The organism is Oleiphilus sp. HI0125, from assembly GCF_001635355.1.
This window is the reverse complement of the sequence record NZ_LWGF01000735.1, coordinates 13,719-37,677: the sequence shown is the minus strand read 5'-3', so window position 1 is coordinate 37,677 and position 23,959 is coordinate 13,719. Positions and strand designations below refer to the sequence as shown.

General features: G+C 46.5%; 16 protein-coding genes. 12 read left to right on the top strand and 4 right to left on the bottom strand.

The window, feature by feature from the left end; translation table 11 throughout:
• Window positions 1–43 precede the first annotated feature (43 nt).
• From A3762_RS11015 to cobB, 4 genes are read left to right on the top strand one after another with little or no spacing between them, the layout of a single operon-like run.
• Window positions 44–229, top strand: a complete 186-nt coding sequence (locus A3762_RS11015) for a DUF1289 domain-containing protein (RefSeq protein WP_068755482.1) — start codon at window positions 44–46, stop codon at window positions 227–229.
• A gap of 28 nt (window positions 230–257) precedes the next feature.
• On the top strand, window positions 258–1,454 hold the full coding sequence (gene purT / locus A3762_RS11010; RefSeq protein ID WP_068755480.1) for a formate-dependent phosphoribosylglycinamide formyltransferase: 1,197 nt from the start codon (window positions 258–260) through the stop codon (window positions 1,452–1,454).
• 15 nt (window positions 1,455–1,469) lie between these two features.
• Window positions 1,470–1,985: a DNA-deoxyinosine glycosylase gene (locus A3762_RS11005; RefSeq protein ID WP_156493402.1), complete on the top strand. Its 516-nt coding sequence runs from the start codon at window positions 1,470–1,472 to the stop codon at window positions 1,983–1,985.
• A gap of 56 nt (window positions 1,986–2,041) precedes the next feature.
• A complete protein-coding gene (gene cobB / locus A3762_RS11000) occupies window positions 2,042–2,755 on the top strand; it encodes a Sir2 family NAD+-dependent deacetylase (RefSeq protein ID WP_068755478.1) in 714 nt (237 codons plus the stop codon).
• 23 nt (window positions 2,756–2,778) lie between these two features.
• On the opposite strand, the gene A3762_RS10995 is transcribed toward cobB, so the two are convergent.
• Window positions 2,779–3,024 carry a DUF6868 family protein gene (locus tag A3762_RS10995; RefSeq protein WP_068755476.1) on the bottom strand — a complete coding sequence of 82 codons (246 nt, stop codon included), beginning with the start codon at window positions 3,022–3,024 and terminating at the stop codon, window positions 2,779–2,781.
• Window positions 3,025–3,632: 608 nt separating this feature from the next.
• Here A3762_RS10995 and A3762_RS26465 point away from each other — a divergent pair.
• The 7 genes from A3762_RS26465 (at window position 3,633) to A3762_RS10960 (ending at window position 22,295) form a co-directional block, all read left to right on the top strand.
• Entirely contained in the window at window positions 3,633–13,967 is a 10,335-nt protein-coding gene (locus A3762_RS26465) for a VCBS domain-containing protein (protein ID WP_068755474.1), read from the top strand.
• Window positions 13,968–14,126: 159 nt separating this feature from the next.
• Window positions 14,127–15,647 (top strand): hypothetical protein, encoded by a 1,521-nt coding sequence (locus A3762_RS10985; protein ID WP_156493401.1) that lies wholly within the window; start codon window positions 14,127–14,129, stop codon window positions 15,645–15,647.
• Entirely contained in the window at window positions 15,644–17,824 is a 2,181-nt protein-coding gene (locus A3762_RS10980) for a type I secretion system permease/ATPase (protein WP_156493400.1), read from the top strand. Before A3762_RS10985 ends, A3762_RS10980 begins: the two co-directional genes overlap by 4 nt.
• Entirely contained in the window at window positions 17,817–19,157 is a 1,341-nt protein-coding gene (locus A3762_RS10975; RefSeq protein WP_068476150.1) for an HlyD family type I secretion periplasmic adaptor subunit, read from the top strand. The genes A3762_RS10980 and A3762_RS10975 overlap by 8 nt, the downstream gene beginning before the upstream one ends.
• Window positions 19,154–20,470 (top strand): TolC family outer membrane protein, encoded by a 1,317-nt coding sequence (locus tag A3762_RS10970; RefSeq protein WP_068476149.1) that lies wholly within the window; start codon window positions 19,154–19,156, stop codon window positions 20,468–20,470. Before A3762_RS10975 ends, A3762_RS10970 begins: the two co-directional genes overlap by 4 nt.
• On the top strand, window positions 20,467–21,225 hold the full coding sequence (locus A3762_RS10965; protein ID WP_082869081.1) for an OmpA family protein: 759 nt from the start codon (window positions 20,467–20,469) through the stop codon (window positions 21,223–21,225). The genes A3762_RS10970 and A3762_RS10965 overlap by 4 nt, the downstream gene beginning before the upstream one ends.
• A gap of 2 nt (window positions 21,226–21,227) precedes the next feature.
• A complete protein-coding gene (locus A3762_RS10960; RefSeq protein WP_068755465.1) occupies window positions 21,228–22,295 on the top strand; it encodes a glycine betaine ABC transporter substrate-binding protein in 1,068 nt (355 codons plus the stop codon).
• A 30-nt stretch (window positions 22,296–22,325) separates the two neighbouring features.
• Here the strand turns inward: A3762_RS10960 and A3762_RS10955 are convergent, their stop codons facing one another.
• From A3762_RS10955 to A3762_RS10945, 3 genes are read right to left on the bottom strand one after another with little or no spacing between them, the layout of a single operon-like run.
• Window positions 22,326–22,652 (bottom strand): DUF2007 domain-containing protein, encoded by a 327-nt coding sequence (locus A3762_RS10955; RefSeq protein WP_082869080.1) that lies wholly within the window; start codon window positions 22,650–22,652, stop codon window positions 22,326–22,328.
• Window positions 22,645–22,986, bottom strand: a complete 342-nt coding sequence (locus A3762_RS10950; protein ID WP_068755464.1) for a DUF2834 domain-containing protein — start codon at window positions 22,984–22,986, stop codon at window positions 22,645–22,647. The genes A3762_RS10955 and A3762_RS10950 overlap by 8 nt, the downstream gene beginning before the upstream one ends.
• A gap of 49 nt (window positions 22,987–23,035) precedes the next feature.
• Window positions 23,036–23,398 carry a hypothetical protein gene (locus A3762_RS10945; protein WP_068755462.1) on the bottom strand — a complete coding sequence of 121 codons (363 nt, stop codon included), beginning with the start codon at window positions 23,396–23,398 and terminating at the stop codon, window positions 23,036–23,038.
• A gap of 163 nt (window positions 23,399–23,561) precedes the next feature.
• On the opposite strand from A3762_RS10945, the gene A3762_RS10940 reads away from it, so the two are divergent.
• The gene (locus tag A3762_RS10940) at window positions 23,562–23,951 is read left to right on the top strand and encodes a GNAT family N-acetyltransferase (protein WP_082869079.1); all 390 of its coding nucleotides are present in this window, start codon (window positions 23,562–23,564) and stop codon (window positions 23,949–23,951) included.
• Window positions 23,952–23,959: the final 8 nt, after the last annotated feature.

Genomic DNA, 23,959 nt, shown 5'->3' with positions numbered 1-23,959 from the left:
TGGGGTGATTTTTAAGATTTCCTCTCTGTGTTATAGGTAAAGAATGAGTGTAGAAAGTAAACCGATTGCCTCTCCTTGCGTGAGTATTTGCGCCCTAGACGAAAATGACGTGTGCGTTGGATGCCACCGTACCGGCCAAGAAATAGCGGGTTGGGGAATGAAATCAGAACCTGAAAAAGCTGAGATTATGGAACGCGTTCGCGAGCGCGAAAAAGGCTCTTACATATAGGTCGTGAGCGACAACAAGGAAAACAACAATGACAACATTAGGAACGGCGCTGACTAGTCAAGCAACTAAAGTACTTTTTTGTGGTGCGGGTGAGCTTGGTAAAGAAGTGGTGATTGAACTTCAGCGCTTGGGTGTTGAAGTGATTGCAGTTGATCGCTACGAAAATGCGCCCGGCATGCACGTGGCTCATCGTTCTTATGTTGTTGATATGCTTGACCCCGTCGCATTGCGTGCGGTCATTGAAAAAGAAAAACCAGATTTTGTTGTTCCTGAAATTGAAGCCATTGCGACGGCTGAACTGCTTAAACTCGAAGAAGAGGGCGTGCATATCGTGCCTTCGGCTCGCGCAGTGAACTTGACGATGAACCGAGAGGGCATTCGTACCTTAGCTGCCCAAGAGTTGGGTTTGCCAACCTCTACCTATGAGTTCGCTGATAACATTCATGATTTTAAAGCCGCCATTGAGCGCATCGGCTTCCCTTGTTTCGTCAAACCTATTATGAGCTCTTCTGGCAAAGGGCAGAGTCGTTTAAGCGAAGCGGATCAGATTGAATCAGCTTGGGAATACGCACAATCCGGTGGTCGCGCTGGAAAGGGCAAAGTCATTATTGAAGGCAGTGTTGATTTTGACTACGAAATCACCTTGCTAACTATTCGCCACAAAGACGGAGATGATCTCACGACAAGTTTCTGCGCGCCTATTGGCCACGTGCAAAAAGATGGTGACTATCAGCAGTCATGGCAGCCGCAAGTAATGTCTGATTTTGCACTAGAGCGTTCTAAGGTCATCGCAGATAAAGTAACGAGTAGTTTGGGTGGCTGTGGGCTGTTTGGTGTGGAGTTATTTATCAAAGGCGATGAGGTATTCTTTAGTGAAGTATCTCCTCGTCCGCATGATACGGGCTTGGTGACGCTCATTTCGCAAGACCTGTCAGAATTTGCATTGCATGCACGTGCGTTTTTAGGTTTGCCGATTCCGCATATTTCTCAACTAGGGCCTTCTGCGTCTTCCGTGGTGTTAGTTGAAGGTGAAAGCCAAAACGTGGTGTTTACTGGTATTCAACAAGCCTTATCTGAGCCGCTTACTGAGCTTCGATTATTTGGAAAGCCTGAAGTGTCAGGCAAACGACGAATGGGGGTAGCGTTAGCACGAGCTGATGAACTTGATAGCGCCTTAGAAAAAGCGAAGCGCGCCTCTAGCTCGGTTGTAGCAAAGCTCAACTAGTTTTCTTAAACCTCTATGCCTATTTCCCGTTTGCTTGATCACGCGTTTTCTCCGATTGAAAGCGCTAGCACACGGGTCTTGATTTTAGGCAGTATGCCGAGTCAAAAATCCCTTTCCTTACAGCAATATTATGGTCATCCGCAAAACGCCTTTTGGAAGATTATGGCAGAGTTTTCAGGCGTTCCTTATGATTCCGCTTATTCTGAGCGAGTTAGCGCTTTGACTGCTCTAGGTATAAGCGTATGGGACACGATCGCTAGCTGTCATCGTCCCGGAAGTATGGATTCTGATATCGCGCCTGATACGGTCATCGTTAATGACTTTGATGCATTTATCGCACGACACCCAGACTTATCGTTGGTGTTGTTTAACGGACAAGCATCAGCAAAAACTTTTTTTAAGCACATGGGAAAGCAATATCTTAACGATAAGGGCATTGATAGCGGTGTCATGCCTTCGACGAGTCCTGCCTATGCGGCAATGTCACTAAGTGAGAAAAAAAGAGTATGGCTAGCGTCATTAAAGCGCTAGGCACATGATAAAGAACTTAATTTCAGCAAACGCCTATTTAAACGAAAGGAGTTGGAATGAAGTATAAATCTATCGTTGTACTGACGGGAGCTGGTATCTCAGCAGAATCTGGTATCCAAACTTTTAGAGCGAGTGACGGATTGTGGGAGGAACACCGTATTGAAGACGTTGCCTCTCCAGAGGGTTTTGCACGCAATCCTGAACTTGTTCAATCGTTCTACAATCAGCGTCGTCAGTTTTTACTTTCGCCAAATATTAAGCCCAATCTAGCCCACAGGGCATTAGTAGGTCTTGAACGTGCGATGCAGTCAGCAGGCCATTCATTTTTACTCGTGACTCAGAATATTGATGATCTGCATGAACGTGCAGGCTCTCAAAATGTATTACATATGCACGGAGAGTTGCTTAAGGAGCGTTGTCAGTCTTGTGAATCTGTACAGGAATCACGCGTCGATACGACACCAAATTCAGTATGTGAAAACTGTGGCGCAATGGGTCATATGCGTCCGCATGTTGTTTGGTTTGGTGAAATGCCTTTGTATATGGATGAGATTTATCAAGCGATTGAACAATGCGATGCCTTTATATCGATCGGTACCTCAGGTCATGTATATCCTGCGGCGGGATTTGTTGAAGTCGCTAATCATGCAGGTGCGGATAGTATTGAGATCAACCTAAAGCCCTCTGCCGTGCATTCGAGTTTCTCTCGCTCCATTCAAGGCAAGGCTGGTGAAGTGTTACCGAGCTTCGTTAAAGATCTGTTGGCGTAGCATGCCTTTAGCTATTTATGAATTTAACTATTCATAAATCTAAGTGCTAAGTATGGCGCGACACAGAAGATTAAGGTCATGATTTTGTAATTCGCAAGGAACTTAAAATAACTGGTGCTCAATGCCGTTGCATTTAGTCCAAACAAGCGATTGTGTATCGCAAGCATTTGCGCTTTGAATACGACAATGGCGAAAGTCGCTAAACCTAGGTAAGCGAGGTTGATCGCACTAACCCAGCCAAAAAATGTCACCGCATCATCTAAGTTCATCGAAATCCCTCCTTAATAAGTGATAATTTAAATCTAGCTTATATTTACTCTCTGATCTTGTTTAAGATCAACATTGCTCTGTTTTCTGCGTCTGCATTAAAAAATCGACTAGCCTTGTTAGCCATGACTGGTCGCCTCAGAAACCTATAACCAAGTTGAGGGCAATCCGAAGAAAGGTAAAAATCAGTTAGCAGCTAAAGTTGATCGCTTCCGCGCGGCACTTGGTGCGATCAATCCAGTAAGCGTTAATGATGCGATTCCTGGTTATCAAGAATTACTCGAAAGCTGCACTACTGAACCGACGGACGTTCAAACTGACCTACCCGACTGGACATTTCAGTATGAACAATTTCGCTTAGCCGTCGATGCTGTAGAAGTCATCGTGGCAGGCTATCAACGTATTTATCAAGACGAAACCTACACGCGATTCAGAATCAAACAGCTGTTTCTCGAATCATACGATAAGGCAATTGCTTGTTGTGCAAGCTAATAGCTATAGAGCATAGACCTTCTATTTCTAATACTATTTGGTGGTAAAACTGCCAGATTTATTAGTGCTTTAGCGAACTCTGACTATACTCCGACGTAGTTTGTCTGCGGAGCAAGCAATGTCTGATCAGCAAGAAACTCAAGTTGTTGTTATACCCTCTAATCTCGAACACATCTCTACCACTGGGCGCGTTCAGGAGGATGGAAGTGTTGTCTTGTCCCCAGGCGATTTCATACATGCACGACAAGCAGTTCTTATTACTCATTCAGATGGTCAGCAAGCAAAGCTAGATCAAGCAGAGAAGATATCGCTGACAGACAGTCTCGTATTTAATAGTGAGATTGATGAATCAATTCTTGATCTAGTTGAAACAGAGCTTGAAGTGGAAAAGCCTTCAGAAGATGTCACGCTGAGCGATGGTGGTTCTCAGGTCGCAATTCATGACTATCAAGCGGATCTAACCGACACTGAGGCGGGATACGTCACATCTGCGAGAGGCTTGGGTAATTCTGAGCAACAAAATGAAATTGAAAAGCCTGGGTTGATTCAGTCGGCAACCAACACGTCCAATATAGTGATTGAAGATCAGTTGCTATCGGTGACTGGACAATTCCAGAATTCAGCCAGCTTCGTTAGTTTTCAAATCGTTGGACAGGCCAAGGATCAATACGGTGAGCTAGTGCTCGATGGCAAAGGAGGGTGGACTTACCAACTCGCTAATAACTCTATGAGTGTGCAGTCACTCGCGCAAGGCGAGAGTTTAACGAAGACTTTTCAAGTTGAGCTCGTTGATGCGTACGGGCGTACACAATTTGTTCCGATCAACATACAAGTCCAAGGCACGAATGATTTACCTCAAATCAGTGGAGCTTCAACAGGATCCGTTGTTGAAGATGTGCTGAAGAACGTATCGGGGCAGTTAAACGTTTCGGACGTGGATACACCGGATTCACACACCTGGTCTGTCTCTGGAACAGGGCAGGGCAATTATGGTTCGCTGTCGATTGATACGCAGACTGGAAAATGGATATACACCCTAGATAACACAAGCCAAGCAACACAGTTTTTGGCTTTCGGCCAAACGGTCACCGAGTCATTTATCGTCAATGTCGATGACGGGAAAGGCGGCGTTGTGCCGCAATCAGTCACTATCACAATCGATGGAACGAACGATACTCCGATCATAAGTGGAACAACTCAAGGCATTGTAACCGAAGACGCTCTGCTGACCAAAAGCGGACGTTTAAACGTCAGCGATGTGGATGCTGGAGATACTCACATTTGGTCGATGAATAGCTCGGGAACAGGTAGCTATGGCAGCTTTAATATTGATGCAAAGAACGGTCAATGGACATACACGCTTGATAACTCAAATTTAGCAACCCAAGCGCTCAGCCAAGGGCAAATTGTCAAAGAAGTATTTTATGTAGGCGTTGATGATGGCAATGGAGGCATCACTACTCAGAGAGTGCTTGTCGATGTAGTCGGAAGCAACGATCGCCCATCTATTTCTGGTACAGCGAGTGGCGCTGTAACCGAAGACCAAGTTGGCACGACATCAGGTCAACTTCGTGTCCATGACCTTGATGCAAATGATGTGCATGCCTGGAGTATCCAAGGTAGCGGCCAAGGAGCATTTGGTAGCATTAGCGTCAATGCGCAAACAGGCAAATGGGAATATAAACTCGATCATTCAAATCCTGCCACCCAAGCATTGTCTCAAGGACAAATTGCAACTGAAACCTTTTATATGAAAGTGGATGACGGGCAAGGTGGTACAAGGACTCAAGCTATTAGCGTTCAGGTTAATGGTACCAATGACACTCCTAGTATTTCGGGCACTAGCACTGGCGGTGTTATTGAAGATGCATCAATCAATATCACATCGGGACAATTACAGGTTCGAGACGTCGATAAAAATGATGTTCATGCATGGACACTAAATGGCTCTGGGCAGGGTAGTTATGGTCAACTCAGCATTGACCCTAATACTGGCCGATGGACCTATACGCTTGATAATAATCTGACGGCAACACAGTCAATCGCCAAGGACGATGTGAAGACTGAGAGTTTTACAGTTGAAGTGAGCGATGGCCAAGGCGGAACGGCGACACAGCTCATAACGGTAAATGTAACGGGCACCAATGATGCGCCCGCCGTGATCGGAGGTGACTTAACAGCGACCTTTACCGAAGGACAATACCCGACCATACGTGGTAAGACGCCCATTGTTCAGGATGTAGATACTGGTGACACCTTGAGTTTTAGTTGGGAGAATCAACACAGTTCTAGTAATGGCACCGGCCTCGTGTTGGGAAAATGGGGCAATTATATTATTGACGAGACCACAGGAACTTGGGGCGCAAATTTCCATAATTCTTTGGTCAATACGCTTTCAGCAGGCGAAGTGGTCACCGAGACAGTCATGATGAAAGTGACTGATCAACATGGCGCTACAACCGATCAAGCTATTACCGTCACCATTATTGGTACTAATGATGTACCTCAGATCATTGGGCAGTTCTCAGGAATAGTGACGGAGGATTTAGTTAATTCTGCGAAGGGAAATCTGCAAGCGGTTGATCCCGATCGATTAGATACGCATTCCTGGGCGCTTCAAGGAAATGGGCAAGGAACATACGGGTCTATCAGCATCAATCCGCAAACTGGAACATGGCAATATCAGCTCGATAACGGCTTGCTTGCAACGCAAGCGCTTTCTGCAGGGCAAATCGCATCTGAAACATTTATCGTTCAGGTTGATGATGGGCATGGTGGCACTGCAACGCAACGCATTACTGTTGACGTAACGGGTACCAATGATCGTCCTAATATCGGTGGAACAAGTACAGGTTTTGTATCTGAAGACGGAAAACCTAGTGCAGGAGGCATGCTTCGTCATGGCGATGTGGATGCAGGTGATACACACACATGGAGTTTGGGTAGTGGTCAAACAAGTTTTCAGGGTCAATACGGCACCTTCACGATTGCGAGTAATGGCGTTTGGCGTTACCAACTTGATAATTCTCATCCTGATGTACAGAAACTAGCCGCTGGTGAGTCACTTACAGATTCAGTTATCGCCAATGTTGCAGATCAGTTAGGCGCGACAGACTCGCAATCGATAGGCATCACGATCAATGGTACGAACGATAACCCCGTTATTGCAGGTCAAATTACTGGTCAAACAAAAGAGGATACGACCAAGCACACATCAGGACAGTTGACGGTGACTGATGCTGACGCGTCTGATACTCACGTATGGTCGCTTGTTGGAACAGGTCGTGGAACCTATGGTGTTCTTCAGCTTGGCCCGAATGGGCAGTGGACATATGACATGTTTGATGGCTCACGTTCAAAAGCAGTGAACGGCTTGCGAGAGGGTGAAACGCATACTGAGACCTTTCAAATACAAGTCGATGATGGGCACGGTGGGATCGTCACGCAAAGCGTTTCTATTATTGTTGAGGGTACAAATGATTCTCCTGCCATTAGAGGGCGAGCAACTGGCAGTGTGATAGAAGACCAAGTCGAAACGGTGAGCGGAAGACTACGCGATGGCGACCCTGATCGTGGCGACACGCATACTTGGTCAATTGATGGCGGCGGTGCCGATCAATATGGGCAATTGACGGTAGATCAAAACGGACGCTGGCGTTATACCTTGGATCGTATAAGCCCTGATACGCAAGGGCTTGGTGACGGGGAATCTGTCACCGTCCAACACACGGTGAGAGTCATTGATTCTCAAGGCGCAGCATCCACAAAAGTGGTATCTGTCGTTATTAACGGTACGAACGATAAGCCGCTGATGGTGGGACAATTTAGTGGTACGGCAAAAGAAGACGTTACGCCGACGATTAGCGGTCAGCTGACGCCAGACGATGCTGACAAAAACGACACACATAGCTGGCGAGTGTTAAATCCCAACGCCTCATACGGAAGTTTATCGATAGATGGGCAAGGGAAATGGACATTCTCTCTGCATCCTAACTCCGCGTCTGTGAATGCTTTGTCTGAAGGCCAAGTCATTCAGCAGACATTTCGTGTTGAGGTGAGAGATCAGCATGGTGAGCGAACCATTAAACAAGTTGTTATTGATGTTGAGGGAACAAACGATCTACCTACCATTCGTGGACAGAACACCGGTTCAGTTACCGAAGATTTGATCGGTCAAACCTCAGGTTCGCTCACTGCAGTAGATGTTGATGCCTTAGATACGCATACATGGGAGGTTGTTGGTTCGCAGCAAGGCCGTTTTGGCGGGCTGACGATAGACCCAAACAATGGAAAATGGACGTTTGTTCTGGACCATAATTCTCTTGATACAAAAGCTCTGGGGCATGGGCAGAAAACGACTGAGTCGTTTATCGTCGAGGTAGACGATGGACATGGCGGTAAAGCGCAACAGATCATTACTGTCGAGATAATAGGGAATAATACCGCGCCAAATATTGGTGGTGTTAGCTCAGGTTTCTTGAAAGAGGATGTGCAAAGTCAGGTTTCGGGCAAGCTGACACATGGCGATCCTGATATAGGTGATACACACACTTGGAGTCTCGTAGGTACAGCAAAAGGAAGTTATGGTTCCTTATCTTTGGGTCCAGACGGACAATGGACTTACAAAGTTGATGGGCGCATAGATCAACTCCGAGAAGGGCAGGCAAAAACAGAAACCTTCACGATCATGGTCACCGACAGTTATGGCCATAGCTCTCAGCAAACAGTGACTGTGAATTTGGAAGGTACGAACGATGTGCCAAACATTGGAGGAGTTCAGGCTGCGAGTACGGTTGAAGACGCGCAAAACCCGGTCGGTGGCCGACTGCAAGCGGGCGACCCAGATCGCGGGGATACCCATACTTGGACCGTTGTCGGAGGCGGCCAGAGCATTACCAATAGCTTCGGTACATTCACGCTACAAGCGAATGGGCAATGGAGCTTTTTAATCGATAACCGTTCGCAAGACGTTCAGACCTTGAAAGACGGAGAGATTAAAACGCTGAGTTTTCCTGTTGAAACGGAAGATTCACAAGGTGCCAAAGCAACATCTTTTGTCACGGTGACTGTGACAGGCACCAATGATGCGCCGCTTATCATCGCGCCGCCTCCAAGTCAGATGACCCTACTGGAAGACGGAGCGCAAACTCAGTTATCTGGAACGCTGAGCACGAGCGATGTCGATAAGGGCGATACTGCGACGTTTACTCCAGGCACTTTCAAAGGCACCTATGGCACTTTCACGATTGATGCCAACGGTAATTGGACATATACCCTCGATAACGGTGCAAATGCAACGCAAGCCTTAGCGCAGGGACAAATCGCAACCGAGAGCTTTGCCGTCGTGGCGACCGATCAGTCCGGTGCGTCGGTATCAAAAGTGATTTCCATGAATTTAGTTGGTACCAATGACATACCAACTGTCAATGGAATCGCGACGGGCACGACTGTTGAAAATCTTCAATTGAATGCAGTTGGCTTCTTGCAAGCAACGGACGTAGACACAGGCGACAAAATTACCCAATGGCGCGTACTCAACCCCAACGGCACTTATGGCTCGCTTTCTATCGACCAAAATGGCAAGTGGATATATACCCTCGATAACAATGACGCAGATACAAAAGCCTTGAAGGCAGGTCAAACGGGTCAAGAGGCGTTTCAAATTGTCGCGGTTGATTCAAGCGGCGGCACTTCTCAACCCTTCTCGATTAATGTCGATGTCATCGGAACGCAAAATAGAGCTCCAGGGGGCGGAGGCACTCCTCCGAGTGGCGTAACCACGACGCACCCTACGATTGTCGCGAATGTTATTGAGAATACCAAACCCAAAGATAGTGGCTCATTTTCTGGCGCACCGGGTACTGCCTTAAAAGACCCAGAGTTTAAAGCACCTGATGAAAATTCTAGTCCTACTCGTGTTGGCAATAATGCAGACAATCACATTAAGGGTACTAACAAGCAAGATTTTATCGACGGACGCGGAGGTAACGACCGGATAGACGGAGGCGATAAGGATGATCGAATTCACGGAGGTGATGGCAACGACCAATTGAAGGGAGGAAAAGGAGATGACGTTTTAAGAGGTGGTAGCGGAAATGATCTGTTAGATGGCGGATCGGCTAATAAAGGCGATACCGCTGAGTTTACTGGAAGTCGAAGTGAGTATCGTATTGTCGATTTGGGCAATGGTCAGTTTCGAGTTATCGATACCATACCTGGGCGTGACGGCACAGATACCGTTAAGAACATCGAATTTTTTAGGTTTGCAAATGGCACCTATACAGATAGCAATGTTCAGTCTGGTTCGCCAATTCCTTCAACCGTTGGAAGCTATCAATCTGTCTCTGCGCATCCTGTTGTAGGCGGTGCATATGGTGCCCTGACCGTTGATGCCAACACTGGAAAATGGATCTATACGCTCAATAATTCTCCGCAAACCGAAGCGCTCGCTGAAGGTCAACAAGTTACTGAAACGTGGAAGATTGTCATGATCGATGCCAACGGTCATCGGCATGAGCAGACCGTTAACGTCGACATTCAAGGTACCAACGATGCGCCAACCATTATTGGGCAAGACTCGGGACGATTGGTTGAGGGCTCATTAACCCAATCGAGTGGCTCACTTGCTGCGCTTGATCCAGATGCAGGGGATACCCATACATGGTCTTTGAATGGCGGTGGGCAAGGCAACTTCGGCACACTGACCTTGAACCCTAATACCGGACAATGGGAGTACAAACTCGACAGTAATAGTCCTGCAGTACAGGCGCTTCAACCCGGTGTGACAGTTCAAGATGTCTTTACAGTGCAAGTCACCGACGCGAATGGCGATACCGCGACCAAACAAATTGTGATGAGTATTGATGGGACGGCGCAAAACCAAGTGGTAAGTAGCGGCCAGATCGTTGATACCGGTGCAGCCATTGAAAACAACAAAGTAACAGACCAAGGCTCTTTGCCAAACACATTTAATGGCACGCTAGTGACGTGGACGCTTGTCAGTGGGCAAGGGCAGCTTGGCTCAATGAATTTCGACAAGACTACAGGCAAATGGACTTATACCTTAAACGGTCAGGTCGCAAATAGTATGCCGGAAGGTTTAACAACGAAAGAAAGCTTCATGGTGATTCCTGTCGATCAATTCGGTAAGACAATGGTCGACAGCAATGGGCAAGCAGTCACAGTCTTGATTGAAATAGACGTCACCGGTACTAATGACGCTCCAGATATTCAGGGGCGTCTAAACGGCTCAATGAAAAATGCAGAAAGCTCGGTAGAGGGGCAATTGCAAAGTGGCGACCCAGATCAAGGCGATACGCATACTTGGTCTCTTAACGGAAATAATGGTAGCTATGGCTCGATGCAACTAAATGCATCAAGCGGAAAGTGGGAATATACCTTAGACAAGAATCATCCTGACGTACTGGCCTTGGGTAAAGGGCAAAGCCTCACTGAAACCTTTATGGTTACAGTAACGGATCAGCATGGTGATAGCAGCACGAAAGCCATAACGCTAAACGTGACGGGAGAGAACAAAGCGCCTGTTATTTCGGGTGTTACAGCAGGTGATGTCAAAGAAGATGTAAAAGGTCTGCATACCGCGAAAGCCAATATCACCGATCCAAATACGGGTGATACGGTTGAGATCATTCCAAAAACACAGAATGGTTTGTTTGGTCAATTTACCATTGATCAGCAAGGCAACTGGCAATATCAGATTAATGAGAATGCAAGCAATGTTGATGCATTGAGAGAAGGTCAAACGCGCACAGACACCTTCTTAATTCAGGGTAAAGATAATCACGGTGCAACTGTATCTCAGGTGATTACTGTCACGGTTGAAGGTACCAATGATGTCCCTCAAATCAGTGGTACGACCACGCAATCGATGTCTGAAACGCAGAGCACCTCAACTGGTCAACTGATCGCTGTTGATCCCGATATTGGTGATTCACATACTTGGAGCGTTAAGTCGGGCGGCAGCTACGGTACATTGGTCGTGGATGCAAATGGCAAGTGGACGTACACCTTAGACGCCAGCAACCCTGCGGTTCAAGGTTTAGCGAGTGGTCAATCGATGATTGATCACATTACTGTTGAAGTGCGAGATGCGAGCTCAGGCGTAAGTACGCAAGTTATCGATGTCACGATTAACGGCGCCAATTCACAGCCCAATATTCAAGGTGTTGTTCAAGGTCTAGCGGTTGAGGATCAATTAAATGCTGTCACAGGTCAACTTCAGCATGGCGACCCAGATCAAGGGGATACCCACACCTGGTCTTTGGTGGGAGGAGGTCAATCACCATGGGGGAGTATGCAGGTTGATGCGAACGGCAAATGGACCTTTGTCTTAAATCAAAACAAGGCGCAACACTTGGGCGATGGCGAAACGCACGAACTTGCGTTTCAAATTAAAGTGGCTGATCAACACAACGCAAGTGACACCCAAACCGTTAAGGTTGTGATTAATGGTACGAATGACGCACCTCAGATTTCTGGTGTCAGTATCGGGAATGTTCAAGAAAACGGCACCCTCAGAGCGGAGGGTCAATTGCAGCATGGTGACGTGGATGCCAACGACACACACACGTGGAAAGTATTGGCTGGCGGCTTAGGGGCCTTCGGAGTGATGACTGTCGATGCGCAAGGTAAGTGGACTTATGTGCTCGATCAGAACAAAGCACAAGCCTTATCAGATGGGCAAACAGCCACCGAAACTTTTCAGATTGAAGTGCAAGATCAACATGGTGAGCGCTCGGTGCAGACCGTAAATGTGCATGTCGATGGTGCAAATGATGTTCCTCAAATTACCGGCACTGATACAGGAAGGGCTATTGAAGGTTCTAGTATTGCAGCCGCAGGTTCTTGGACGGCTGTTGACCCTGACGCGCTTGATCAACATACCTGGTCCGTCGCAACGCCTGCTCAATATGGCACGCTGACAATTGATGCCAATGGCAATTGGTCTTATGTGCTTCATCAGCCGAATCATGCTGATATTGATCAGCTTGCTGATGGCGAATTAAAAACAGATACCGCGATCATTCAAGTAGATGATGGTCACGGGACTATCGTGACTCAGCAAGTCACCCTCACGATTACAGGTACGAATGACGCGCCGAATATCAGTGGTGTGTTAAGCGGAACAGTTCAAGATGGTGGCACATTACAGGCATCTGGTCAGCTTTTAGATGGTGACGTGGATGCAAGCGACATGCACACTTGGAACATCTTAGGCAGTCAGCAGGGTCAATATGGGGTGATAAGCCTCGATGCCAGTGGCAAATGGGTATATCAGCTTGATCCTGCAAAAGCTGAATCGTTGGCTAAAGGCGAAACGGCTCAAGAAACATTTCAGGTCGAGGTGCTTGATCAACACGGAGAGCGTTCTGTCGCTCAAATCCGAGTCGAGGTTGTGGGCAGTAATGATTTACCGAGTGTTGCTCCTGTTGTGCAGCAGTCGGTGGCCGAGAATGCGACAACGCCGATATCTGGAACGCTTCAAGTGATCGATCCTGATGTCAGTGATCAGCATGCATGGCGATCAGTGAATACCAGCCAGTATGGACAGTTCTCCTTGAATGCCCAAACGGGAGCTTGGGAATATCGACTCAATACAGCGCATCCTGATGTGCAGAAATTGCTGACGGGGCAGACGCTCAAAGAGAGTATTATTGTCGAAGTCGATGATGGTCTGGGTGGTACGGCAACGCAAACCATTGCCATTGAAATTGATGGGCAGGGTAATGCGCCTGTTGCCGTGATCGATAATAGTCACTTGAATGCTGGTGGTATCGATACTGGGAATGTCTTTGCGAATGACCAGGCTGACACGTCCTTAACACTCACTGGAATTAACGGACAGAGTCTGCAGTTCGATCCCGTAAGTGGTTGGTCTCAGGTATTTGATACAGGGCATGCGCTTGTTCAGTTCAAGGCCAATGGAAGCTATGAAGCACAAGCGAAAACGGGCAATTCAAATTTGCAAACCGTAACAGAATCTTTGCAGTATGAGGCTCAGGATCAATTTGGCGTTACTGCTACTGGGAGCATGGATGTCCATACCGATGCTGCACAGCAAGTGATCGCACCACCTCCGCCACCCCTAGCACCGGTTTCTGCTGATGTGCCGGCGGTATCGTATGACTCAGACCCCTTGTTACTTCTTGATCAAGTCACCGCGCCGAGTGGTAAGTCTGAAGCGACTCGTTCATCGTTCATTCAAGAAAGCTTAGTTGACTTGGCGCCCGAACTTGAGCCAAAAGAGTCTGTTAGTGACTTGTTATCTGGGCTGCCAGAATCTTCGAATGATAAAGAGTCTGCGGGTAATGCTGATACCGCTCAAACAAATGAGCAGGAAAGCAACGGGAAGGCGGGAGCATGGGATGTTGGGCATTCCGTAAATTTAGATAGCCTGTTGCCCGATAACCGATCCAAGGATGATTTTGAGTGATGAATGCTTTCGTTTTCAGATTATTCAGAGGGTGAAAAGGCCTTAGTTTGAGCCTTTTCAAGTCGTTTATGTGGTCTAAAAAACGAACAAATCTTTACATTTACGGCACTAATCTCGACTAGTGTTTAGCAAGCATCTCAAACTAGAGAGGTCGTTAAATTGCCTAGTTTTTACGCACTTCATAAACAGCTCATACTCATTTCATTATGCGCAATGACATTAATGTTAGGTGCAAGCAGAAGCTCTTCGTCTACTTCAGACTTAACAGATACAACTCGATTGAATCTTGGCGGCCCGGTATATTTGAATGACGCCTCCGTGTTGTTAGTGAATGTAACGGCACAGGACCTCGCTATTTGGCGTGATTTAAAAAATGAACTTGGTGGATTCGTTGACCTTCAAGCCTACACCACAATGCCAGACGATAACGCTGGTGTTTGTGCGCCGGGTAGCTTAAGCCAACTGGCTAAAGATCGCTCCTTAGACGTTATGAATGCTATTCGCGCTTTACATCGATTAAAACCGGTGGGATGGAAAGCTGGCAATGACGTTGATGCCGATCTGTTTGAACAACAAGTTCAACAGATGGCGATCATGACTGGGCCAACGCCGAGTGTGCATGGTGCCACGGCTGCAAGCGCTTGCTTTATCCAAACCGGCAGTGATGGGGGCGCAAGCAGTAATATTGGGCAGGGTGGTGACAATGTTGATCCTGCACAGCAGATCATTGGCTGGAACCATAACTGGAATAACTCAAGTTTCAATGGAAACTACGACCCAGGTCATCGCCGTCACGTCTTAGACGAGAAAGAAAAATACATGACCTACGGGCAAGGGCCGCAATATACAGCACTTAAAGTATTCGGCTTTACAGGCTTGAGTGGCCAAGCAGATAGCAGCAATATCGATTTTGTCGCCATGCCTTATCAAGGCTATCCCTCGTTTTTATTGAGTGGCGCAAAGACCGTATGGAGCTTTCGACCAGTGAATGCCACTATGGTCGATTATTCATCTGCCACCGTCACCGTTAAAGATCCAAACAACGTTGCTCAAACCCTCATCGATAAGGTCGCCTCAGATAGCTACAAAACGGATAACGGAACACTGCGCGGAGATAACGTATTCGTAAACAGTTCCGCGAAACAAATCACTTGGTATTTCAACTACGCCTGCGACACGATTTACACCGTTAATATCGATAATGTGCTGGTGGATGGTTCGAGTCGCTACTATCAATATCAGGTCAATATCATTTATGACAAAGTCGTTGGTTTGACGGATGCATCGGCAGTCGTTGACGAAAACGTGTATCTGCATGACATCAACGACCAGCGCATGTGGTACGACGTAACCCCCATAAATCAAAAGGCGTGGTCAGGAGCAAATTCCACATGTGGCGGCACGACAGTTAATAACCTCGGTGATTGGCATTTGCCGCGAATTAATGAGCTCCGCGACTTCATCTACATCCTCAATAACCTTCCAAGCGTTGACTTAAAAGCAGGCATTCAAGACGAATATTGGACCAATGTAGAAAACAATACTTATGTTGTTCGAAACCCTGTGTCTCCGTGTTCGCAAAATGGCTTATGCAATTTGGGAGCAAGCTTTAGTCGACCCTTCATGTGCATCAGAGACAGCTTAAATGATCGGTTTATTCTTTCGCATGTTGAGCTTTGAGTGATCCCCGTATGGTGAATGGTTCGAGTCTAGCACCAAAAAGTAAGCGTTCATTTCTCGAATGCCTCATAGAGATTAGTCGTTTGTTGGGTCGAGCGCAAAGCGCTGCATCGTTGCTTTCTGGTGTTCCGATAAGTGAAGAACGCCTCTCGTCATCATTACTACCACGCGCTGCACAGAACGCAGGCTTAGAGATAGATCTTACAGAGCGCGATATTTCGGCGCTCGATCCTGCGACACTGCCATGTATTGTTGTGTTGGGCGAGCAGCCTGACGAGCATGGGGCGGTACTCTTAGCCATACAAAACGGCATTGCTTCAGTGTTTGTGCCTGACAAGGGTAAGCTAGAAATCAGTCTTGATGAGTTGAGCGCTGCCTATTCGGGCCAGTGTTTTCTTGTGAAAACGATATACGAGATAGATCGTGCTGAGACAGATTATCAACACAAGCGTCAGCATTGGTTTTGGCGCAGCTTGTGGGTGTCGAAATCGATTTATCGCGATGTGCTGATAGCAACAGTCATGATCAATCTCTTCGCGCTAATGAGCCCCTTATTCGTTATGAATGTTTATGATCGCGTTGTACCGAATAATGCGATAGATACACTTTGGACGCTCGTAATTGCGGCGTTTATTGTTTTCAGTTTTGATTTTATTTTTAAGTTATTGCGCAGTTACTTTTTAGACATCGCGGGTAAAAAAGCGGATGTCATTTTGTCGTCCACGATTTTCGAGCAAGTACTAAAAATCAAAGAAAGCCATAAGCCGAGATCAACAGGATCGTTCGCTAAGAACTTAGCAGACTTTGAATCAGTGCGAGAGTTCGTCACCTCGGCGTCGATCAGTAGCTTAATTGATTTACCTTTTCTTCTCGTTTTCCTTTTAACGATTGCAGTCATTGCAGGGCCTTTGTTCTTATCTCCACTGATTATCATGCTTGTCATCTTGCTTGTAAGCCTTCTGATGAGCATCAAAATCAAAGCGGCTATTACGCGAAGCTATGCCGCAAGCGCGCAAAAAAATGGCTTATTAATTGAGGCCCTCAACGCGATTGAATCGATCAAGCTATTCCGCCAAGAGGGTAAGCAGCAACGCCGCTGGGAACAGGCTACCGCGGATATTGCGACATGGTCAGAAAAGTCACGCTACCTAACGCAAGCAACGGGTTATTTCGTTAGTTATGCCACGCAATTGAATACCATTATCGTAGTGTTTTTTGGGGTGTTCTTAATCTACGACAATGCTCTGAGCATGGGTGGTCTGATTGCGACCGTCATTCTTTCAGGTCGAGCAATGGCACCTATGGCGCAGCTATCTAGTCTTATTTTGCGTTTTCATAATGCGAAGGTGGCTTACGAAGGCCTCGATAACATCATGCAAATGCCGGTTGAACGTCCGTCAGGAAAGTATTACTTGGCACGAGAGTCCTTTACCGGTGCTTTCCGTTGCGAGAATCTGAGTTTTGCTTTTCCTGAGAAAGAGCATGCATTTATTAACGATTTATCTATTGAAATAGAAGCAGGTGATAAACTCGCGGTGATTGGTCGTATTGGTTCTGGCAAGACAACATTAATGAATCTTTTGACTGGTCTTTATGAACCCTCAGCAGGCAGCGTATTGATCGATGGGATTGATCTAAGACAAATCGACCCTGCTGACTTGCGCAGAAACATTGGTGTAGTCACGCAAATCCCGCAGCTCCTATCAGGCACTATTCGCGATAGCATTGTTGCGGCGCTTCCTAGCGCTACTGACGAAGATATCTTAAAGGCTGTTGAGCGATCAGGCGTTGGTCACTTTGTGAATCAAGATCCCGAAGGGCTTGATAGAGATATTGGTGAGCAAGGACGATTTCTCTCGCTCGGACAACGTCAAACCCTTGCCATCGCGCGTGCTTTGCTGCCTGATCCGCCCATCCTCATTTTTGATGAGCCGAGTTCAAACCTAGACAAGTCGTCTGAGAAAAAACTGATCGATCAATTAGCCGTCGTAGGGGAAGGGAAGACTATGATTTTTCTGACCCACAATCTTGAAATGCTCAAGCTTGCAAACAAAGTGCTCGTACTTGATGGCGGGCGAGTCGCAATGATGGGCGATAAAGAGGAGGTATTGGCGCGACTGAAAGGTTTAGGCGAACAGCCAAACACTCAATCGGATGCGGGAGGTGAGCATGTCTGATATCGATCATAAGCTCAATCAAGCTGAGTCACTCGAGAAGCAAGACGGAGGCTATGTCACAGATGCTATTCTTGCGAGTTTGCACCAACGACCTAAAGTCAGTGCATGGATTCTGTATGCCTTAAGTGCATTTTTTGTGATTGCACTAGTGTGGGCTGCATTAACCAATATGGATGAAATTATTCGTGGTGAAGCGAAGGCGATTCCATCGGCAAGCATTCAAAAGATTCAGAACCTTGAGGGCGGCATTCTTGAAGAAGTGATGGTACGCGATGGCCAACTTGTGGAAAAAGGTGCGGTATTGCTTGTCTTAGATGATACACAGGCATCGGCGAATCTTATTCAATCTGAAACGGAATACCTAGCAGCCTTAGCCAAAGCGGCTCGAATCGAAGCTGTCGTGAATATTACCGACCCCGTCTATCACAATTCTCTCTATAACAAAGCGCCGCAGTTTATTGATGCTGAAAACCAGTTGCTCGAAATTCAACTCAATGAGCACAACAGTAATTTGCGCATTATTGAACTGGAAATGGAAGAAGCGCAACAAGAGCTCGCGAGTGCTAATCAAGCCTTACGCAGCTATCAACAACAACTACGTTTATCCAAAGAGCAACGTCGAATTAATGCACCGCTCGTTAAACAAGGAGCTGTGCCGGCAATTGAGTTGTTGAATATCGATCAGCGTATTTCTGAACTAAATCTTGAAGTAGGTAGAAGCAAATCGGACATCCCTCAGATCAAAAGCAAACTGATGCGACTTGAGCAGAAGAAAAGAGCGGTTGTCGAAGAGTTTCGTGGCGAAGCACAAAAAGAGTTAGCGGATGTGCGCGCCAACATTGAGATTGCCAATGCAGATATTAGCAGACGCGCCGACCAGCAAAGACGAACACAAGTGACAGCGCCTATTACTGGGGTAATCAAAAAAGTACATGTGTCGACGGTGGGTGAGGTCGTACAGCCAGGGATGACGATGATCGAAATTGTCCCTGCCGATGATGAAATTATCTTTGAGACCAAAGTGAGGCCCAAAGACATTGGCTTTGTGAAAGTAGGTTTGCCTGGAAAAATTAAGGTCAGTGCCTATGAGTTTGCAACCTATGGTGGGCTGGAAGGCGTGGTATCGAATGTGAGTGCAGATACTTTATTGGATGAAAAGACAGGCACGAACTACTATCTGGTGAAACTTACTGTCGCCAATATGCTGACCGACGTAGCTGGAAATGAGTTGCCTATTATTCCCGGGATGCAGGCAGCGGTTGATATTCAAGTTGGGCAAAAGTCGGTGTTGGAATATTTCTTTAAACCCGTTCTTCGGATGGTTAAGTCATGAGTCATTTTTCAATTCTGTGGCGCACTTTACTTATGATCTTCGTGTGCCTATATACGAGTAAAGGCATCACAGGAAGTTTAGAAGCTGTTGTGCAAGAAAGTTTGTCGACGAACCCTCAAGTTCGCTTTAGCTTTAGCGCCCTAAAATCGGCGTATTATCAAGATAAAAGCTCGATTGCAGGGTTTTTGCCAACCTTACGTTTAAGCGGAGATTACGGCCGAGAATATACAGACAATGACCAACGCAGCAGTACTGATATGACGCGTCGTCAGGCACGTTTGCAGTTGCGCCAACCTCTATACCGAGGAGGACAATCTGCGGCGGAATCCTCTCGTACTCGAGCGACCTTTATGTCGGCTAGCTATCGAGTGAAAGAAGCCTCTGAAAACTTCGGTTTAGAGATCGTTGAAAACTATTTGAATGTGCTTAAAGCCAAAGAGCTGGTATTACTCGCACAGGAAAATCTCGATATGCATTACAACATCAAACAAAAGGTCGATGACAGGCACGAACAAGGTGTCGGTGACAAAGCAGATATTGCACAAATTAATGGGCGTATTAGTCGTGCGGAAGCGAACTTAAACAATGCCCGAAATGAATTGATGGACACCCGCAGCCGATATATTTCTTTGGTCGGGAGCTTGTCCATCTCTATGAACAAGCCTCAAGCTGACAAGTCTTATATTCCTGACTCACGCTCACAAGCGCAGAGCGTGGCATTGGCAAATAATCCGACCATTTTGTTATCAACCTTCGATGTGAAAGCAGCTCAAGCGCAGTACAAATCGCGCAAGTCGGGTTATTACCCGCAAGTCGATTTGGTCATCGATGGTGGACAGAAAAAGAATGTGTCTGGGTTTAATGGCGAAGAAGAGGATGCGAGTGCCGTTGTCGAGTTGAATTGGAATTTATTCAACGGGACGCGCGATGTAAATGAAGCTAAAGCTTACTACTACAAAGTGGAAGAAGCGCAGATGATCTCGAACAATGCGCGCCGCCAAGTGATGGAGCGTATCGACTTGATCTGGGGTGGCTATTTGCGCGATCAGCGCAATATCGAAGTACTCCGAGAGTATGTTGTGTCAGCCAAACAGGCAGAAACACTTTATAACTCCCAGTTTCAGGTCAACCGTCGCTCATTGCTTGATTTGCTTGATAGCTCCAACGAATTGTTTGAAGCGCGTAAGTCTTACTTAGATACTGAATATAGCCTTTTAACAGACCAGTACAGACTGATGCATATTCAAGGATTTTTGTTAGAGAGTATGCGCATCAATATTGAGAAAACGATCAAAGAGGAGGTTGAGCGATGAAATGTTTAGTCGTGAGAACCTGTATGGAGTTTGCCGCGATCTTGTTTATTTTGGGGTGCTCAAGTACTCCTACTGAAGAGTCAAAAGAAGATCTTTTTGGTTCTGGGTTGGCCTCTGCTGAAACGAGTGATTGGCGCGGTTACGAGCATGATCGTTTAAACATCAAAGCCGGAAATTTGATTGATCATGATCGCGATGGTGTCATCCATGAGCGAGATGATTGTCCAGATACATTGCGAGGCGGAGTGGTCGACAACAAAGGTTGTGCGCAGTTGCTAAGCGATATTCAGCAAAGCTTTCTGCAAATCAATTTTGATACTGACTCGGCGAAAGTGAAGCCGGAATATATCGAAAATATTGGCACTGTTGCTTATGAATACCATGACCTTGTTCAAGCGACCGATGATCCTCCCTTTATTCTCGTTGAAGGACACACCGACAACGTCGGATCACGTGCATATAACAATGCTCTATCTTTGCGTCGTGCTCGAGCGGTCGCGACGGTGTTGATTGAAAAGTTTTCGGTGAACAAAGAACACATTCTGATTTCAGGGCAGGGGTTCGATTATCCAATTGCTGATAATTCAACCAAGCGCGGTCGCGCAAAAAATCGCCGCATGATCACTTATTTCGCAAAGCATGACCGATTCCAGAAAACGCAATGGAACATATGGACGGTTGAATTACGCTCGAATCAAAACGACAGTGAAGATAAACGTCGTTTTCAAACTGTTGATATCGAAGAGGCGTTATAACTATGGCTTTTTCAATTAAGAGATGCATTGGCGTTGTATTGCTCTTAAGTTTGCTAGCAGCTTGCGCTAGTAATGACGTGAACACCGAACCGCAGCATGAAGAGCGGGCATCGGAACAATCTGCTGATGATGCTGTGAACACAGAGTTGGTCAGTGCGCCTCAGGAACGAGAGCTCAGAATTGGAATATCTAATTTTGCCGAGCAAGATCTAATCTATGAACTAACCAAAGCATGGTTGGCGAAAAACACAAAGACTCAGCATATTCGTTTAAAGGCCGTGAATTTCGAGAACTTCACAGGCGCGGTAAATGCGATGCGTGACGACAAAATTGATCTTTACTGGGGTTACACAGCGTCATTTTTGAGTGCTTACAATATCAAAACCTCACCACCGTACGACGCTAAACTCGTCTATGAGAGAGTGAAATCTGTTCTAGCAGAAAACGAAAGCCAGTTTTCTCTTCTAGATTACTCTCCTTTGCATAATGATTATGCCTTTGTTGTGCGCAGAGATATTCAAGATTTTGTCGCTGTGCGTGACTTATCTGAGGTCGCGAGCTCAAACCGAAAGTGGGTGTTTGGCATTGAACCAGATTATCTCGAGTATCGGGATCATGACGGATGGGAAGCACTCGCCAAGTTTTATGGATTTAATCTCGCCAATATCGAGATTAAGCAGATCTACGAGCGTGAAGATTTATACCGTGCCTTGAGGCTTGGTATGGTCGACGTGGGATTGGTGTATAAGACCGACCAAGAGCTGGATTTAGGCTACTTGCGCTTGCTTGAGGACGACAAGTTATTTTTCTCCCCTTACAACATGGTGCCCGTACTTAGAACAGATTTGCTGGAAGCAGAACCGGCACTAGTTAGTTCATTGAATGCCATATCAGGAAGTTTGAGCAATGAATTGATGCGCTACCTTTTGCAGCGTTATGAAATAGACGGTGTTGAGCTAGAAGTCATCAGTGAAGAGTTTTTGCTTTGTGTTGATGATCGTCATCATAGCGAAGATGAGGGTAGTAGCTTGGCCCACCAAGGCGGTACCTCGATTTGCCATGAGTCATGAGCGTGTTTTTGGGCAAAACCAAGCTTTAGGTTAGTTTGGTTTTTCTGCTTCACAGCTCCAACAAATTTCAAAAGCAGGCGGGTTTTCTTCTGTACAATCAGGACATCGCCAGTGAGTTTTATCCTTGGCGCCGTGCATCGCTTCTTCAATTAATTCAGCGGCTTTATCAGTTTGGAGTTCATCAACCCATATCTCGGGCCACACCTCGATAGGCGGTACTTCGCCGGCAGCACTGCCGCCAAAAACATTTTTTAGTTCACAGCCGATACCGTTATTCTCAAGGATGTTTTTGATGTTATGCACGACCATAGAATTGTCGTGGCTAAATATTCGAATCATAGTTTTCTCGTCAGACATCTGAACTTAGACGATGTGTTTCTTGTTTGGTTCTCAAATATAAATACAAAGCGAAGCCGACTGCCACGCCCGGTACTAATCCTAAGGCCATACATAGCGGGCCATATTTGTACCCGAATTGCTTGCGTTCGTAGAGGATCCAGGCGCTCATAATGAACCAGCACATAATCACGTCAGTTGAATAACCAGCCGCGAAAGGGTTAACGAAGCCTGCTGTAAAAGCACCGATTATATCGCCATCAACCAAAGCTGCAGGTGCGGTATAAAGTGCGAACACGGCGAGGAAGATTGCTGCTGAAATACCGATACTGAGTTTGAAAGTGTTTTCGTTCATGGGAAATGAAGTCCGTGTTGTTACTTTCTATTTCTTATTTGATGTGCGCTTATAAATTTGGAATGTCGTCAAAGAAACCTATTACGCAAGCGACTTGATCGTTATTGTCTATTTCGACGACATCAAAGCCTTTTAGTACCAGTTTGTCGCCTTGGTGAATTGCCCAGTGATAGCGATAAAAACCATGCTGTGCGTCCCAGCCGCTCGCTCGAGAATACGCGGCATTGGGCAATTGAGTTTTTACTTTATGAACATTCAGTTCAAAGCCATCAATACCTGTCACATCGATCGTCGGGTCGACAAAACGAATGTCCGGGTTTAGTGCGAGATCAAGATGCGCGCGTACTTTCGATGGGTCAGGTTCGTTCCACGCAGCAAGCATATGGTCAAGCGATTTAGGGTATGTCGACATAGTGATTCTCTTTTATTCTTATTCGAAAAATGTAGTGTCTTACAGTAGGCTTCATTTTGTATCATGCGAGCCTTAAGGTTCGCAATTGTGTATGCGGTCAATCTTGGCGTGTAGAGGTATGTGTGATGGAATTCTTTTCTTATACAGAGGGATATAAAGATGCGTGCTTGGCACTGTTCGATGCAAACTGCCCACAATATTTTTTGCTGAGAATGAACGTGCCGATTACGCGCAGTTTTTAGATGCTGTTCCTGATGGGTATCGCGTTGGCGTTATCAAAGATGCTGTTACCGCAGCCTATGGCATGCGCGTTGATGAGACGGCAAGAGCCCGCATCGTTTGGATCATGGTTGCGCCGTCAAGTGCTGGCTCGGGTGTCGGCACTGAGATCATGAACAACGCAAAATCCTTTGCAGTGGAAGCGAGTGCGCCAGTCATCGATATCGCAGCAAGTCATTTATCGGCGCCATTTTTTGCTAAGCATGGAGCGGTTGTTCTGAGTGAAACTCAAGATGACTGGGGGCAGGGTATGCTTCGTGTCGATATGGATTAACACTCCCG

What these genes read in the sequence shown, in the direction of transcription:
- A3762_RS10960 (WP_068755465.1), top strand. Translation starts at nt 21,228, where the DNA reads ATGGCTTTTTCAATTAAGAGATGCATTGGCGTTGTATTGCTCTTAAGT.
- A3762_RS11005 (WP_156493402.1), top strand. Translation starts at nt 1,470, where the DNA reads ATGCCTATTTCCCGTTTGCTTGATCACGCGTTTTCTCCGATTGAAAGC.
- A3762_RS10965 (WP_082869081.1), top strand. Translation starts at nt 20,467, where the DNA reads ATGAAATGTTTAGTCGTGAGAACCTGTATGGAGTTTGCCGCGATCTTG.
- A3762_RS10955 (WP_082869080.1), bottom strand. Translation starts at nt 22,652, where the DNA reads ATGTCTGACGAGAAAACTATGATTCGAATATTTAGCCACGACAATTCT.
- A3762_RS10995 (WP_068755476.1), bottom strand. Translation starts at nt 3,024, where the DNA reads ATGAACTTAGATGATGCGGTGACATTTTTTGGCTGGGTTAGTGCGATC.
- A3762_RS10945 (WP_068755462.1), bottom strand. Translation starts at nt 23,398, where the DNA reads ATGTCGACATACCCTAAATCGCTTGACCATATGCTTGCTGCGTGGAAC.
- A3762_RS11015 (WP_068755482.1), top strand. Translation starts at nt 44, where the DNA reads ATGAGTGTAGAAAGTAAACCGATTGCCTCTCCTTGCGTGAGTATTTGC.
- A3762_RS10970 (WP_068476149.1), top strand. Translation starts at nt 19,154, where the DNA reads ATGAGTCATTTTTCAATTCTGTGGCGCACTTTACTTATGATCTTCGTG.
- A3762_RS10975 (WP_068476150.1), top strand. Translation starts at nt 17,817, where the DNA reads ATGTCTGATATCGATCATAAGCTCAATCAAGCTGAGTCACTCGAGAAG.
- purT (WP_068755480.1), top strand. Translation starts at nt 258, where the DNA reads ATGACAACATTAGGAACGGCGCTGACTAGTCAAGCAACTAAAGTACTT.
- A3762_RS10950 (WP_068755464.1), bottom strand. Translation starts at nt 22,986, where the DNA reads ATGAACGAAAACACTTTCAAACTCAGTATCGGTATTTCAGCAGCAATC.
- cobB (WP_068755478.1), top strand. Translation starts at nt 2,042, where the DNA reads ATGAAGTATAAATCTATCGTTGTACTGACGGGAGCTGGTATCTCAGCA.
- A3762_RS26465 (WP_068755474.1), top strand. Translation starts at nt 3,633, where the DNA reads ATGTCTGATCAGCAAGAAACTCAAGTTGTTGTTATACCCTCTAATCTC.